This is a genomic window from Marinobacter sp. E2, assembly GCF_055755345.1.
Genome location: NZ_CM146911.1, coordinates 3543488 through 3558976, shown reverse-complemented (window position 1 = coordinate 3558976; position 15489 = coordinate 3543488). Strand labels below are relative to the sequence as shown.

At 61.1% G+C, this 15489-nt stretch carries 13 protein-coding genes; 10 read left to right on the top strand and 3 right to left on the bottom strand.

Annotation, left to right across the window (positions count from 1 at the left end; all coding sequences use genetic code 11):
- The first annotated feature begins 211 nt into the window (after positions 1 to 211).
- Positions 212 to 2377, top strand: coding sequence for a DNA helicase II (uvrD, locus tag AC0J1C_RS16270; protein ID WP_473044822.1), 2166 nt, complete (start codon positions 212 to 214; stop codon positions 2375 to 2377).
- Positions 2378 to 2612: 235 nt separating this feature from the next.
- Here uvrD and AC0J1C_RS16265 read toward each other — a convergent pair whose 3' ends face one another.
- Together AC0J1C_RS16265 and arsB are read right to left on the bottom strand one after the other, a co-directional pair.
- Positions 2613 to 3410 carry an undecaprenyl-diphosphate phosphatase gene (locus AC0J1C_RS16265; protein ID WP_473044820.1) on the bottom strand — a complete coding sequence of 266 codons (798 nt, stop codon included), beginning with the start codon at positions 3408 to 3410 and terminating at the stop codon, positions 2613 to 2615.
- Positions 3411 to 3539: 129 nt separating this feature from the next.
- Positions 3540 to 4610: an ACR3 family arsenite efflux transporter gene (arsB, locus tag AC0J1C_RS16260; RefSeq protein WP_473044819.1), complete on the bottom strand. Its 1071-nt coding sequence runs from the start codon at positions 4608 to 4610 to the stop codon at positions 3540 to 3542.
- Positions 4611 to 4699: 89 nt separating this feature from the next.
- Here arsB and AC0J1C_RS16255 point away from each other — a divergent pair, with 89 nt between their 5' ends.
- The 5 genes from AC0J1C_RS16255 (at position 4700) to AC0J1C_RS16235 (ending at position 10120) form a co-directional block, all read left to right on the top strand.
- A complete protein-coding gene (locus AC0J1C_RS16255; protein ID WP_473044818.1) occupies positions 4700 to 5464 on the top strand; it encodes a metalloregulator ArsR/SmtB family transcription factor in 765 nt (254 codons plus the stop codon).
- Between the two features lie 45 nt (positions 5465 to 5509).
- The gene (locus AC0J1C_RS16250) at positions 5510 to 6514 is read left to right on the top strand and encodes an ArsJ-associated glyceraldehyde-3-phosphate dehydrogenase (protein WP_473044817.1); all 1005 of its coding nucleotides are present in this window, start codon (positions 5510 to 5512) and stop codon (positions 6512 to 6514) included.
- Between the two features lies 1 nt (position 6515).
- Positions 6516 to 7709 (top strand): organoarsenical effux MFS transporter ArsJ, encoded by a 1194-nt coding sequence (gene arsJ, locus AC0J1C_RS16245; RefSeq protein WP_473044815.1) that lies wholly within the window; start codon positions 6516 to 6518, stop codon positions 7707 to 7709.
- A 94-nt stretch (positions 7710 to 7803) separates the two neighbouring features.
- Positions 7804 to 8988, top strand: coding sequence for an MFS transporter (locus AC0J1C_RS16240; protein ID WP_473044814.1), 1185 nt, complete (start codon positions 7804 to 7806; stop codon positions 8986 to 8988).
- A gap of 4 nt (positions 8989 to 8992) precedes the next feature.
- Positions 8993 to 10120 carry a tRNA-queuosine alpha-mannosyltransferase domain-containing protein gene (locus AC0J1C_RS16235; protein ID WP_473044813.1) on the top strand — a complete coding sequence of 376 codons (1128 nt, stop codon included), beginning with the start codon at positions 8993 to 8995 and terminating at the stop codon, positions 10118 to 10120.
- Between the two features lie 4 nt (positions 10121 to 10124).
- Here the strand turns inward: AC0J1C_RS16235 and AC0J1C_RS16230 are convergent, their stop codons facing one another.
- Positions 10125 to 10529, bottom strand: coding sequence for an acyl-CoA thioesterase (locus tag AC0J1C_RS16230; RefSeq protein WP_375183020.1), 405 nt, complete (start codon positions 10527 to 10529; stop codon positions 10125 to 10127).
- 193 nt (positions 10530 to 10722) lie between these two features.
- Here AC0J1C_RS16230 and AC0J1C_RS16225 point away from each other — a divergent pair, with 193 nt between their 5' ends.
- From AC0J1C_RS16225 to pstB, 4 genes are all read left to right on the top strand, one after another.
- Positions 10723 to 11775 (top strand): substrate-binding domain-containing protein, encoded by a 1053-nt coding sequence (locus AC0J1C_RS16225; RefSeq protein ID WP_473044811.1) that lies wholly within the window; start codon positions 10723 to 10725, stop codon positions 11773 to 11775.
- Between the two features lie 138 nt (positions 11776 to 11913).
- Positions 11914 to 13302 (top strand): phosphate ABC transporter permease subunit PstC, encoded by a 1389-nt coding sequence (gene pstC / locus AC0J1C_RS16220; protein ID WP_473044810.1) that lies wholly within the window; start codon positions 11914 to 11916, stop codon positions 13300 to 13302.
- Positions 13295 to 14569, top strand: a complete 1275-nt coding sequence (gene pstA, locus AC0J1C_RS16215) for a phosphate ABC transporter permease PstA (protein ID WP_473044809.1) — start codon at positions 13295 to 13297, stop codon at positions 14567 to 14569. Before pstC ends, pstA begins: the two co-directional genes overlap by 8 nt.
- Positions 14570 to 14580: 11 nt before the next feature.
- Positions 14581 to 15468 (top strand): phosphate ABC transporter ATP-binding protein PstB, encoded by an 888-nt coding sequence (pstB, locus tag AC0J1C_RS16210; RefSeq protein ID WP_473044808.1) that lies wholly within the window; start codon positions 14581 to 14583, stop codon positions 15466 to 15468.
- Positions 15469 to 15489: the final 21 nt, after the last annotated feature.

Here is a 15489-nt window from a genome sequence, read left to right as displayed (position 1 = left end):
TGGCCACAGACAGTCCTGAAGGGGAACCTCCCCCGCGCTCTTTCTGACATGGGGAGAGGGCTTATCGAATCATTAGATTTGGCATTACGCAGGTCGGATTAGCAACGCGTAATCCGACGCGCAACCAGAAAAATCTCCCATCCGGAAATCCTGCTTTTCTCCTGTTATACTCGTGAACCTGTTTATTTAACCAGTAGCGAACCGATTCCCTATGGACGTCTCCCACATCATCGATCCGTTGAACGATGCCCAGCGCGAAGCTGTCACCGCCCAGAACGATCACCTGCTGGTGCTGGCCGGCGCCGGCAGTGGCAAAACCCGTGTGCTGGTGCACCGGATCGCCTGGTTGATGACTGTGGATCGGGTGCCGCCCACCGGCATACTGGCGGTGACTTTTACCAACAAGGCCGCCAAGGAGATGCGTTACCGCATCGAGCAGATGATGCAGATCCCGGCGCGGGGGCTGTGGTTTGGTACCTTCCACGGTATCGCTCACCGCCTGCTGCGTTCGCACTGGAAAGACGCGGGCCTGCCCGAGAACTTCCAGGTGCTGGACAGCGACGACCAGCTGCGGCTGATCAAGCGGGTGATGCGGGAGAACCAGATCGACGAGAGCAAGTGGCCGCCGAAGCAGGCCCAGTGGTTTATCAACAGCCAGAAGGACGAGGGGCTGCGGGCGGACCACATTCAGGAAAATCCGGGCGATCAGTTCCTGTCGATCATGCTGAAGATCTATCGGCAGTACGAGAAGCTGTGCCAGCAGGGTGGGCTGGTGGATTTTGGCGAGCTGCTGTTGCGCTCCCACGAGCTGTGGCTGCACCGCCCGGAGCTGCTGGCCCATTACCAGGGGCGGTTCCAGCACATTCTGGTGGACGAGTTCCAGGATACCAACACGATTCAGTACGCCTGGCTGCAGGTTCTGGCCGGGAACCGGGTGCCGCTGACGGTGGTGGGGGACGACGACCAGTCCATTTACGGCTGGCGAGGTGCGAAGATCGAGAACATCCAGCAGTACCAGCGGGATTTCCCCAACTCGCGGCTGGTGCGCCTGGAGCAGAATTACCGCTCCACCCAGACCATCCTGAAGGCCGCCAACGCGGTGATTGCCAACAACCAGGGCCGGCTGGGCAAGGAGCTCTGGACCGATGGCCCGGAGGGCGAACCGATCAGCCTGTATGCGGCCTTCAACGAGCAGGACGAGGCCAACTACATCGCCGACAGCATTTCCGCCTGGGTCCAGGACGGCAACCTGCGTAGCGAGTGCGCCATACTGTACCGATCCAACGCCCAGTCCCGGGTGCTGGAGGAGTCGCTGATGCGCCAGGGCATTCCGTACCGGGTGTACGGGGGCCTGCGCTTCTACGACCGGCAGGAAATCCGAAACGCCCTGGCGTATCTGCGCCTGGTGCAGTACCGGCGCGATGACGCGGCCTTCGAACGCGTGGTGAATGTGCCGCCCCGGGGCATCGGTGCCAAGAGCCTGGCGGAGCTCCGTGAATATGCCACCGAGCAGAGCATTTCCCTGTGGGAATCCGCCGAACGGCTGCTGGACGCGGGGCAGGTGAAAGGTCGTGCCAAGACCGGCTTGCAGGCGTTTATCGCCATCATCGAAAAGCTGTCCGGCATGGTGGGGGATGCAACCCTGCATGGGTTGATGAAGCAGACCATCGAGGACAGTGGCCTCAAGGATTACCACGCCAGCGAAAAGGGTGAGAAGGGGCAGGCCCGGGTGGAGAACCTTGAGGAACTGGTCAACGCCCTGTCTGACTATGAAGTGGAGGACGGTGTCGATCCGCTGGCGGAGTTTATTGCCCAGGCGGCCCTGGATGCCGGTGAAGCCCAGGCGGAGGCCCACGAGGACAGCGTGCAGCTGATGACCTTACATTCCGCCAAGGGCCTTGAGTTTCCCATGGTGTTCCTGGCCGGTGTGGAAGAGGGGCTGTTCCCCCATGGCATGTCCCTGGAGGAGCCCGGCCGCATGGAGGAAGAGCGCCGGCTGGCCTACGTGGGCATTACGCGGGCCATGAAAAAGCTGGTGCTTACTTACGCCGAATCCCGCCGCTTGTACGGGCAGGAGAAGTTCAACGCGCTGTCCCGGTTTGTTCGGGAGATCCCGGGCGACTGTCTGCAGGAAGTGCGGCTGCGCAATACCGTGACCCGGCCGGCGATGGTTGAGCGTCCCAACGAGAGCTTGTTCGCCCAGGATTCGGCCCAGCAGTCAGGCTTCAGCCTGGGGCAGAGAGTTCGTCATCCCAAGTTTGGCGAAGGCATTGTGATGAACTCCGAGGGCACCGGGCACCATACTCGGGTGCAGGTGAACTTTGATGAGGGCGCGAAGTGGCTTGTTTTGGCTTATGCGCCTTTGGAGGCCTGCTGATTTCTTCTTTGGAGGTGGCACAGGTCGGGTAAGGGTTTCCAAAACACGCTCCTTGCGGCACCCCTCCGGGGTCCAGCCTGCAATCACAGATTGCAGTCGTTCGGCTGTCGCATGAAGCTTCGCTTCATAAGCGCTCGGCCTCACCCATGTGGCGCTTGGGCTCCGCCATCGATGGCTCCGCACAGTTTTGGAAACCCTTGCCCGACCTGCGCTTCAGACCATTTGCTACCCGCTCTTACATAAGAACCGCGTAGATTACACCTGCCAGAACAATCCGGTAGATGACATACGGCCACATCCCCACCTTGTTAAGCCATTTCAGGAAGAAGTGGATCGCGGTGATGGCCATTAGGAACGAAGTTACCCCACCAATCAGAAAGCCACTCCAGTCCACGACAACATCCGAAGTCGCTACTTCCAGCAATTTCACCGCCGATGCCAGCACGATGATGGGGATTGCCAACAGGAATGAGAACCTGGAGGCGGTTTCGCGGGTCATGCCGAGGAACAGGCCGGCGGTGATGGTAACGCCGGAACGGGAGGTGCCGGGGACCAGGGCCATGGCCTGGGCGACGCCGACCAGGACGGCGTCTTTCCAGTTGAGTGTGTCCAGGGTGCGCTGTCGTTTGGGCAGCCAGTCTGCAACGCCCAGCAATAGGCCGAAGAACAGGGTGGTGAAGAAGATGACCTCCACGGCCCGTAGTTCGTTGTCGATCATGTCCAGCAGTGCCAGGCCGGCAAGGCCCGCCGGGATGGTGCCCAGCACCAGGTACCAGGCCAGGGCACCCTGGCCCACGATTTTGCGGCGGGAGGCGGAGATCAGGCCGTCCCGGGCAATGCCGAAGACGTCCTGGCGAAAATACAGCACCACGGCCAGCAGCGTGCCCACGTGCACGGACAGATCAAAACCCACGCCCTGATCGGTCCAGCCGAATAATGCCGGGGTGAGGATCAGGTGGGCGGAGCTGGAGATGGGCAGGAATTCGGTCAGTCCCTGGAGAAGGCCAAGGAAAAGGGCCTGGAAAACGTCCATTGCATTGATTCCGTCAGATGCAGTGCTTCAGAAATGTGGGCGCGATATTAGCAGGGTGGGGGTGAGCTGAACAGCTAAGGCGAGTGATGCCAGCGCCGTGCCCGAGAGCCTGGCACTGGCCGCAAGGATTTATGCGGGAAACCGGTCCCGGGTGCGATTGGCTATTTTGACCAGCATCAGCATGAGCGGTACTTCCACTAGCACACCTACTACCGTGGCCAGCGCTGCCCCCGATTGCAGGCCGAACAGGGCGATGGCCGCGGCCACAGCCAGTTCGAAGAAGTTGCTGGCACCAATCATGGCGCCTGGCGCCGCAATGCAATGGCGGACTTTCCAGAGCCTCGCCCAGCCGTAGGCCAGAAAGAAAATCAGAAAGGTCTGGACAATCAGCGGCACGGCTATCAGCACGATGTGCAGTGGGTTGTTAAGGATCACCTCGCCCTGGAAGGCGAACAGCAGCACCAGGGTGACGATCAGTGCCGCCGGGGTGACCGGGCTGAGCCGCTTCATAAAAACGTCGTCGTACCACTGTTGACCATGGCGTGAGATCAGTGCGCGGCGAGTCAGGTAGCCGGCCGTCAGGGGAATCACGATGTACAGGACGACGGACAGAAGCACGGTGTCCCAGGGCACCTGTATGTCGGAAATGCCCAGCAGGAAAACCACAATCGGCGCGAAGGCAAACAGCATGATGATGTCGTTCAGGGAGACCTGCACCAGGGTGTAGGCGGCATCGCCTCTGGTCAGGAAACTCCACACGAACACCATGGCGGTGCAGGGCGCCGCACCCAACAGGATCGCGCCGGCCAGGTACTCGCTGGCCAGCCCAGGCGCAATCCATGGCTCGAACACCACCATCAGAAAGAACCAGGCAATGGCGAACATGGTGAAGGGCTTGATCAGCCAATTGACGATGGTAGTGATCGCCAGCCCTTTCGGTTCTTTTCGCACGCCCACCACGGCACTGAAATCAATCTGCGCCATCATCGGGAAAATCATCGCCCAGATCAGAATGGCGATGGGGATGGAGACCTGCGCGACTTCGAAACGGGACAGGGTTTCCGGCACCACAGGCGCGAGCTGACCCAGCGCGACGCCGGCGATGATGGCCAGAGCCACCCACACCGACAGGTACCTGCCGAACAGATCCATGCCTTCGCCGGAGCCTTCCGTTTGGGCTATGTCTGGGGTGGTGGTCATTTTTGCCGGATTCCTTTACTCATGAGGATGCTGGATCTATTATGCACAAAAACAGATATGCATAAAACCGAATATACGGAATCTGGGATATGAAGCGCCGCGTTTTGTTTGTCTGTACCGCCAACAGTGCCCGTTCCCTGATGGCAGAAGCCTTGCTCCGGGACATGGCCGGCGACCGGTTTGAAGTGGCCAGCGCTGGCACAGAGCCAACGAGGCCCCACCCTATGGCACTTCAGGTCATTGAGGAAGCCGGTATCTCCACTGAGGGGCTGCACAGCAAGCAGCTGACTGATGTGCAGGAGCAATATTGGGATTACGTGATCACTCTTTGCGAGAAAGCGGCCAGTGAGTGCGGCACGGTCTGTCAGCCGGCCCAGCAGATTGCCTGGGATTTTGCCGATCCGGTACCGGCGAACCGCCACTCCAGCTTTGCCCTCACTCTCAAGGAAATCCGGGAGCGCATTTCGCTGTTCGCGCTGGTTCACCAGAAAGAAACCGGACTGAAACCCGCCAGCTATGATCCGGTCACGGTGTTCAAGGCTCTGGCCGACGATTTTCGCCTTGCGGCGCTGTTACTGATCCGCAGCCAGGAACAACTCTGTGTCTGCGAGCTTACCGAAGCCTTTGAGGCGCCCCAGCCAAAAGTCAGCCGGCATCTGGCCACGTTGCGGGATGCCGGTCTGCTGGCCGCGGAGCGTCGGGGCCAGTGGATCTACTATTCCCTGAATCCTGGTATTCCGCAGTGGCTGGCACGTGTGCTGGATGAAACCGCCAGCCATAACGGTCGATTGATAGAGAGCCCACTGGAGCGATTGCAGGCCATGGCAGACCGACCGTCTGTCCAATGCCTGTAATCCTCGCGCGGTTTAATGTTTGAACAGTTTCATCAGGAGCACACCATGAGCAAGATCAAAGTAGGCATTAACGGATTCGGCCGAATCGGCCGACTGGCCTTGCGGGCCGCCTGGGGCTGGCCAGAGATGGAGTTTGTGGCCATCAACGACCCGGGTGCCGATGCTGCCACACTGGCCCACCTGCTTAACTTTGACAGTATTCATGGTCGCTGGAGCAAGGAAGCCACTGCCGAAGGAACGGAGATCGAGATCGAAGGGAAGCGCATCCGCGTGACGCATAACAAAACCATCGGGGAAACCGACTGGTCCGGCTGCGATCTGGTGATTGAGGCTAGTGGTGTGAACAAGAAGGTCAGTGCCCTGCAGGCCTACCTGGATCAGGGCGTGAAGCGGGTGTTGGTGACCGCGCCGGTAAAAGAGCCAGGTGCCAAAAACATTGTGGTGGGCGTGAACGACGATATTTTCGACCCGGCCAACGACCGTATTGTTACTGCCGCCTCCTGCACCACCAACTGCCTGGCGCCCGTGGTCAAGGTGATTCACGAGAAGTTGGGGATCAAGCACGGCTCCATCACCACCATTCATAGTCTGACCAACACCCAGACCATCGTTGATGCGCCCCACAAGGATCTGCGTCGAGCCCGCGCCTGTGGCAGCTCATTGATCCCCACCAGCACCGGTTCGGCAACGGCAATTATCGAGATCTTCCCGGAACTGAAGGGGCGCCTGGACGGCCACGCCGTTCGAGTGCCACTGACCAATGCGTCGCTGACCGATTGCGTGTTTGAGGTGGAAACGCCTACCGATCGGGCCGCGGTGAACCGGTTGTTGAAGGAAGCCGCTGAGGGCGAACTCGAAGGCATTCTGGGGTATGAAGAACGCCCCCTGGTGTCGATCGATTACGGGACCGACCCGCGTTCGTCCATTATCGACGCCTTGTCGACCATGGTGGTCAACGGCACCCAGGTAAAACTCTACGCCTGGTACGACAACGAGTGGGGGTACGCCAACCGCACCGCCGAGCTGGCGCGCAGGGTGGGCCTGGCCTGACATGACCGCCGCCATTCGCCAGTATCTGGTCATCACCGGCAACTACTGGGCCTTCACCCTCACCGACGGCGCGCTGCGCATGCTGGTGGTGTTGCATTTCCACCAGCTGGGTTACTCGCCCCTGGCCATCGCGCTGCTGTTCCTATTCTACGAGTTCTTCGGCGTGGTGACCAACCTGGTGGGCGGCTACCTGGGTGCCCGCATGGGCCTTAACCGCACCATGAACATAGGGTTGTTCCTGCAGATCGTGGCACTGGCCATGCTGGCGGTTCCCGCGGCCATGCTGACGGTGCCCTGGGTGATGGCGGCTCAGGCTCTGTCTGGCATTGCCAAGGACCTGAACAAGATGTCGGCCAAGAGCGGCATCAAGCTTCTGGTGCCGGACGAGCAACAGGGCACGCTTTACAAGTGGGTGGCGATTCTGACCGGCTCCAAGAACACCCTCAAGGGCGTCGGATTTTTCCTCGGTGGCGTTCTTCTGATGGCGGCCGGCTTCACAGGTGCCGTGATCATCATGGCCGTGGCGCTGGGGCTGGTCTGGCTGGCCAGTCTGTTCCTGCTGGGGCAGGACCTGGGCAAGAGCAAGGCCAAGCCTAAATTCCGCGAGATCCTCTCCAAGAGCCGGGCCATCAATGTGCTCTCCGCCGCCCGCATGTTTCTGTTCGGGGCGAGGGATGTCTGGTTTGTGGTGGCCTTGCCGGTTTACATGGCCACAGTGTTCGGCTGGGATCACTGGCAGGTCGGTGGTTTCATGGCCAGTTGGATCATTGGCTACGGTTTTATCCAGACCATTGCCCCGCGCATCACCGGCAATCGGGAGGGTAAACAGCCCGTAGTGCTCTGGGCAGCCGCCCTGGCGCTGATTCCTGCGGCGATTGCCATTGGCCTGGTGGCGGGCTGGTCACCCCGGCTCGTGATTGTTGGAGGTCTGCTGCTGTTTGGTGTGCTGTTCGCCGTCAACTCCTCCCTGCACAGCTATCTCATCGTGAGCTACGCCCGGGGCGATGGCGTGTCGCTGGATGTCGGCTTCTATTACATGTCCAATGCCGCCGGCCGTCTGCTGGGCACGGTGCTGTCCGGCTGGGTATACCAGGCCTGGGGACTGGAGGCCTGCCTGTGGATTTCATCGGCCCTGGTGGCTACGGCAGCCCTGCTGTCGATGATGCTGCCTGAGCGCAGGCCCGTAACGGCGTGATCATGAAGAAACCAAAGTAGCATGGGCGTCCTGCCTGGCGCAGGCTAGTCTGTGACCATCACGCGTCTAAAACGAAAACAACAAGACACCAACCATGATCAACCTGCTGAAACGTTACCCGCTGCCTGTCATCGTCCTGGCCCAGCTCTTTGGCACGTCGCTGTGGTTCAGCATCAATGGCGTCTGGCTCTCGCTTTCGGCGCAGCTGGGTCTGACCGAAAGCGACCTGGGTCGATTGACCCTTGCGGTTCAGGCGGGCTTTATCGCCGGTACCCTGACCATCGCCGTGACGGGCCTGGCAGACCGCTTCGGCGCCAGCCGGATCTTTGCCCTGTCGAGCCTGCTGGGTGCCCTGGTCAATGGCGGGTTCATCTTTGCCGCCGGTGTGCCTCCGTTCGATTTCGCACTTCGGTTTGCCACCGGGCTGTGCCTGGCGGGCATCTACCCACTCGGTATGAAAATGGTGATCGCCTGGACGCCCAGGTACGCCGGCGCCGCCCTGGCCTGGCTGGTGGGCATGCTGACCCTCGGGACAGCCCTGCCTCACCTGATGCGCGGGGCTACCCTGGGCATGCCCTGGGAGTGGCCCCTGATGGCGGCCTCCTGCCTGGCGCTGGTTGGTGGAGCCCTGGTGTTGATACTGGGCGATGGCCCCCACCTGCCCAGGAGCAATGGCCGACTGCCGCTGAGCCAGGGATTGGCGGCCCTGCGAATGCCGCAGTTCCGGGCAGTGGCCGGTGGCTACTTCGGCCACATGTGGGAGCTCTATGCGTTCTGGACCCTGGTGCCCCTGCTGATTGGCCGGGAACTGCAGCGTCTGGGGCAGAGTGATGCCTGGATCCCGTGGCTGTCGTTTGCGGTGATCGGCATTGGGGCGGCCGGCTGCGTGGGGGGTGGCCGGCTCAGCCGGACCCTGGGCAGCGAGTGGGTGGCCCGACGGGCTCTGATGGTCTCCGGCGCCTTCTGCCTCGCCTTTCCCTGGTTGGGCGGTCTGCCTCCGGTGCTGCTCATTCTCCTGCTGATCGTCTGGGGTATTGCCGTGGTGGCCGATTCACCACAGTTCTCGGCTCTGGCCTCGGCCACGGCACCGAGGGAATCGGTCGGGTCGTCCCTGGCGGTGATGAACGCCGTGGGGTTCGGGCTGACCCTGCCGGCGATCTGGCTGACCAGTGGTCTCTGGGCAGAATTGGGCAGCGGGGTGGTGTGGTTGCTGATTCCCGGGCCTGTGTTCGGTCTCTGGTCCCTTGCCCGCTATCGGAAGCAGGCCGCGGTTTCCTAGGTTTATGTCTGAGACGCTGCCGCCAAAGGGCGCCCTTCCACGAATTCTTGTGCTTTCTGCCTACGATGCCGCCAGCCACCGGCGCTGGCGTGAGCAGATCAAGACCCTCTGCCCGGACTACGACTGGCACCATCTGGCGCTGGCGCCGCGGTATTTCCGCTGGCGCATTCGTGGCAATCCCCTGAGCTGGTTCAACGAGCCACTGGTAAAGCAGCGCTGGGATCTGGTTATCGCCACCTCCATGGTGGATCTGGCCACCCTACGCGGCCTCAACCCGTACCTGGCGGCCACGCCCTGCCTGCTGTACATGCACGAAAACCAGTTCGCGTTCCCGGTGTCCAGCGGCCAGAACGCCAGCGTCGATCCCCAGATGGTGAATCTTTACAGTGCCCTTTCGGCCGAACAGGTGGTGTTTAACAGTGCCTGGAACCGGGACAGCTTTTTGTCCGGTGTGTCCACTTTCCTGGACCGGCTGCCGGATCAGGTGCCCCGGGAACTGGTGGACCAGCTGAGGCACAAGGCCCGGGTGCTGCCGGTGCCCATAGAGGACCGGCTGTTCCTCGACCGTCCGGCGCGGCCGTTACCCGCCATCCCGCACCTGCTCTGGAACCATCGGTGGGAGTATGACAAGGGCCCGGAACGGCTACTGGGGCTATTGCAGGTGTTAAGGCAGCGATCGATTCCGTTCCGGCTCAGCGTGGTGGGGGAGCGGTTCCGCCAGTATCCGAAGGTATTCGACCAGATACGCGAGGCGTTCGACGGGCGGATCGATCACTGGGGCTATCTGGAAAACCGGGCAAGCTACGACCAGCTTCTGAGCCAGGCAGATGTCGTGGTTTCCACGGCCCTGCATGACTTCCAGGGTCTGGCGATGCTCGAGGCGATGGCTTCAGGTTGCGTGCCGCTGGCGCCAGACCGGCTTGCCTACCGTGAGTACGTGCCCGGGTCTTGCCGATACGCCAGCCATGACCAGGAGCCCGGGCGGGAAGCCGAGGCCGCCGCCGATCAACTGGCGTGCCTGATGGCCGGCCGTCCGCCCGAATGTGTGCCGCAGGCGTGGAGGGCAAGCCGGCTGGCCGCGGATTACCGGTCGTTATTCGATCAGATGATCGCCGGGCAGACGCCCGGCTGACGGATCAGAGTCCCTGGTCTGGCACTTCCCGGATACGACCGTGCTCATCAATGGCGACGTAGACAAACAGGCCCTCGGTGACCTTCCGGGGAGTCCTGGCGGTGCGGTCCAGGGTCCAGACCTCCACGTTGATTTTCATGGAGCTGCGGCCGATGTCTACCAGCTCGCAATAGCAGCCCACCTGGGAGCCGACCCGCAGCGGCGACAGGAACTCCATCCTGTCCATAGCCACGGTGGCGTTGCGGCCCTGGGAGATACGACCGGCCACGGTATTGGCGGCCAGATCCATCTGCTTGACCAGCCAGCCTGCGAACACATCGCCATTGGCGTTGGTATCTGCGGGAAGGGGAATGACCTGGAGCGTCAATTCGCCCCTGGGAGTGGGTTTGTCATCGTCGAATGCTGTCATCGTACTGCCTCAGCGCATGCCTGGAATTGTTGTTCCCCGCATGGTAACTGCCTTGCGCGCCGCTGCAAGCAAATTTCAGTATTCCCAACTATATTTCAGAAGCTGTAACAGAGTTGTCACAGAGTGCCATTAGTCTGCACCTATCGGTAAAAGACATCCGACACAACGTCCAAACCAATAATGGAGACTCGACGTGATGAAACTGAACAAAGCACTCGCGACCGTTGCGCTGGCCGGCTCGGTGGCCGTCCTGTCCGCACCGGCCATAGCCCGTGACACCATCAGCATCGTGGGTTCTTCCACGGTTTATCCGTTCGCCACAGTGGTTGCCGAGCGTTTTGGCGCCAACTCGGATTTCCCGACTCCCAAGCTCGAATCCACCGGTTCCGGCGGCGGTCTGAAACTGTTCTGCCAGGGCGTGGGGCTTCAGCACCCGGACATCACCAACGCCTCCCGTCGCATGAAGCCCTCCGAGTTTGATCTGTGCCAGGGCAACGGCGTGAAGAACATCACCGAGTTCCGCATCGGTTCCGACGGTATCGTGATCGCCAGTTCCAAGGAGGCCAAAAACCTCGAAATCACCCTGGAACAGCTGTTCCTGGCCCTGGGCAAGGAAGTGCCCAACCCCAAGAACGAGAATGAGTTGGTTGCCAACCCGTACAAGAAGTGGAGTGACATTGACTCCAGTCTGCCGAACAAGCCGATTCGTGTGATGGGTCCGCCCCCGACATCCGGTACCCGTGACTCCTTCAACGAGCTGGCCCTGCAGGGTGGCTGCGAGGATCTGCCGGCGGTTGCCAACATGAGCGAAGACGACATGGAAGCGGTCTGCCAGAGCATCCGTGAAGACGGCGCCTTTATCGAAGCCGGCGAGAACGACAACCTGATCGTGCAGAAGCTGATCGGCGACACCGACATGTACGGTGTGTTCGGCTACAGCTTCCTGGAAGAGAACGCCGACCGTCTTCAGGCCGCCACCCTGAACGGAGTGGTTCCGACCGCCGAGGCCATTGCTGCCGACGAGTACCCGGTGGCCCGTTCCCTGTTCTTCTATGTAAAGAAGGCGCACGTTGGTGTTGTTCCGGGCATTGCCGAGTATGTGGCTGAATTTACCAGCCCCGGCGCCATGGGCCCCAACGGCTACCTGAAGAGCGTGGGCCTGATTGTGCCCCCGCGCGATGCCCTGATGCAGCTTCAGGACAAGGCTGAAAACATGCCGAACCTGGCGAAAGACGAGCTGATGTAAGCCCGGCTTTCACGCCAGACGAGCAAAAGGGTGCGGCTCTTCGGGGCCGCACCCTTTCGCACGTCAGGGTTCCGGGTGCGAACCGGTACCCGACCCTTTACACTTGAGACCTGCTAAACGTGCCAAACAGGAACTTTCATGCAACCGGCTAACCTCATGCTATTGGTCATCGTCTGTATCGCGGTGGCCTATGGTCTTGGATATGCCCGCTCCCGCTCCCTGGCCATGCCCATGGGCGGTATCCGGCATCTCAAATCGCTGCCGTTCTACTACGGTGCCCGCGCCGCGCTCTGGTGCGGTATTCCCGCGCTGATTGTGCTGGCCCTCTGGGCCGCGTTTCAGGGCAAAGTTATCCAGCTGCTGGTGATTGGTTCATTGCCGCCGGAGGTGGTGCCGGAGGGCGAAGGGCAGGCCAGTCTTCTACTCAGCCAGATCAGCAACGTGGCCAGCGGCGCGCTGCCGCCGGGGTTTGTCGAGGCGCCGGTGGCGGAGGCGGCAGAACGACTGAAATCACTGCGCGCCCAGAGCCGGCTTTACATGACGGTGCTGGTGGTTGCGGTGGCGGTACTGGCGGGTTTCCTGGGCTGGTTGCGTATTCGTCCGACGCTGAACGCCCGCAGCCAGGTGGAAACGACGTTGAAGTGGATCTTCTTCGCCTGTGCGGCGTTGGCCATTCTCACCACCGTCGGCATTGTCTTCTCGGTAGCCTTTGAAACTATCCGGTTCTTCCAGAAGATCTCGTTCTTCGAGTTTTTCTTCGGCACCCAATGGAGCCCCCAGACCGCGCTACGGGCCGACCAGGTGGCGGCCGAGGGCGCCTTTGGCATGGTGCCCCTGTTCACCGGCACCCTGTTGATCTCCGCCATTGCCATGGTGGTGGCGGTTCCTGTGGGTCTGCTCTCGGCCATTTACCTTTCGGAATACGCGAACAAGCGGGTCCGGGGAATTTTCAAGCCGCTGCTGGAAATGCTCGCGGGCATTCCGACCGTGGTCTACGGCTTTTTCGCCGCGCTCACCGTGGCGCCCTTCATCAGTGATTTTGCCGCATCCCTGGGGATTGACGCCTCGTCCCAGAGCGCCCTGGCGGCCGGCGGTGTGATGGGCATCATGATCATTCCCTTTGTTTCGTCACTGTCGGATGACGTGATCAACGCCGTGCCACAGAACCTCCGGGACGGCTCACTCGCGCTGGGCGCCACCCAGTCCGAAACTATGAAAAAGGTGATCTTCCCGGCGGCATTGCCCGGCATTATGGGGGGAGTTCTGCTGGCGGTTTCCCGCGCCATTGGCGAAACCATGATCGTGGTCATGGCCGCGGGCCTTGCCGCCAACCTGACGGCCAACCCGCTGGAGTCAGTCACCACGGTGACCGTGCAGATCGTCACCCTGCTCACCGGTGACCAGGAATTCGACAGCGCCAAAACCCTGGCGGCCTTCGCCCTGGGCGCCATGCTGTTTGTGGCGACGCTGCTGCTCAACGTCATTGCTCTGAAAATTGTCCGCAAATATCGGGAACAGTATGACTGATCAACGTACCCAGGCGGAGATCGTCCGCCAGTCGCTCAAGCGTCGCTACCGCAAGGAGCGCCGTTTTCGCGCCTACGGCATGGCAGCCATCGCCATTGCCCTGGGCGCCCTCGTGATCCTGTTTGCTGACATCATCGGCAAGGGTCACAGTGCCTTCGTGAAAACCACCATTACCCTGGACGTGAACATCGACGGCGAGGCCATGTACCTGGACGATGCCTCGGATGCGCGTCAGATGAAAATGGCGGATTTCGTGGAGCCCCTGGTGCGGGCCTTGATGCAGGAGATCCCCGACGCCGGCCCGTCTGATCGGGACGAAGTGCGCGATCTGATCAACCCCTATGCGGGCAATCAGTTGCGGGAGGCACTCAAGAACAACCCGGATCTGCTCAACACCACGCAGACCATGACGTTTCTCGCCCATACCGACGTGGATGTCTACGTCAAACACGCCGGCGACGAGGCCTACTCCATCAAACTCAATGAACAGCAGGAGGCCTGGGTGGACAGGTTGTACGAGCGGGGCGTCATTGATACCTCGTTCAACGACGTGTTTTTTAAAGGTGGCGACTCCCGTGACCCTTCAAGGGCGGGCATTCTCGGGGCCATTGTCGGCTCTCTGCTGACCATGGTTGTGACGTTGGCGCTGTCGTTCCCCATCGGCGTGGCTGCGGCGATCTACCTGGAGGAGTTTGCCCCCCAGAACAAGCTGACTGACTTTATCGAGGTCAACATCAACAACCTGGCAGCGGTACCGTCGATCATTTTCGGCCTTCTGGGTCTGGCGGTGTTCATCAACCTGTTCGGCATGCCGCGCTCGGTTCCCGTTGTTGGCGGCCTGGTGCTCACCCTGATGACACTGCCCACCATCATCATCTCGAGCCGCGCCGCCATCAAGAGCGTGCCGCCCTCCATCCGGGAAGCGGCCGAGGGCATTGGTGCCTCAAAGATGCAGGTGGTGCTGCACCACGTACTGCCTCTGGCCATGCCGGGCATGCTGACCGGCTCCATCATCGGCATGGCCCAGGCCCTGGGCGAGACCGCGCCGCTGCTGCTGATCGGCATGGTGGCCTTCATTGTGGATGTGCCCGAGGGCTTCTTCGATTCGGCTACCGTGCTGCCGGTGCAGGTGTTCCTGTGGGCGGGCAGCCCGGAACTGGCCTTTATTGAACGTGCGTCAGCGGCCATCATGGTGCTGCTGACCTTCCTGATTGGTATGAATGCATTGGCCATCTGGCTGCGCAAGCGACTCGAGCGCCGGTGGTAAGGAGGAATTTGATGAATACGCTGAATACAACCGTGACCAGCGAGGCGGAACAGCCAGAAGAGGCTAACATTCCGGTTCAGGAAGAGCGGCCCGCGGAGACCACGATCGCGGAAGGCAAAACCGTAGGCCACCCGTTCTCCGACGATCCCAAGTTCAAGCTCCGCAATGTCGAGGTGTTCTATGGCCAGGATCGCGCCATCAAGAACATCAGCCTGGACATCGGTCGGAACGAAGTGATTGCCTTCATCGGACCCTCCGGCTGCGGCAAGTCCACCTTCCTGCGTTGTCTGAACCGCATGAACGACAGTATCGATATCTGCCGGGTCAAAGGTTCCCTGCAACTGGACGACCACGACATCTACGACCCCAAGCGTGATGTGGTGGAGCTCCGTGCCCGGGTGGGTATGGTGTTCCAGAAGCCGAACCCGTTCCCGAAATCGATCTACGACAACGTCGCCTACGGCCCCCGTATTCACGGCCTGGCGAACCGCAAGTCGGATCTGGACGACATCGTCGAGAACAGCCTGCGCAAAGCCGGCTTGTGGGACGAGGTCAAGGACCGCCTGGATGCCACGGCTACCGGCATGTCTGGCGGCCAGCAGCAGCGCCTGTGCATTGCCCGCGCCATTGCGGTGAGCCCGGAAGTGGTGCTGATGGACGAGCCATGCTCTGCCCTCGACCCGATTGCCACGGCGAAGATTGAAGAGCTGATTGCGGAGCTGTCCGAGAGCTACACCATTGTGATCGTGACCCACTCCATGCAGCAGGCGGCCCGGGTTTCCCACCGCACAGCCTATTTCCATCTGGGCCATCTGGTGGAAGTGAACGAGACCAACAAGGTGTTCACCTCGCCGGAACATCAACTGACAGAGTCCTACATTACCGGCCGTTTCGGCTGATTCCGGACCCGAGGAATTTTG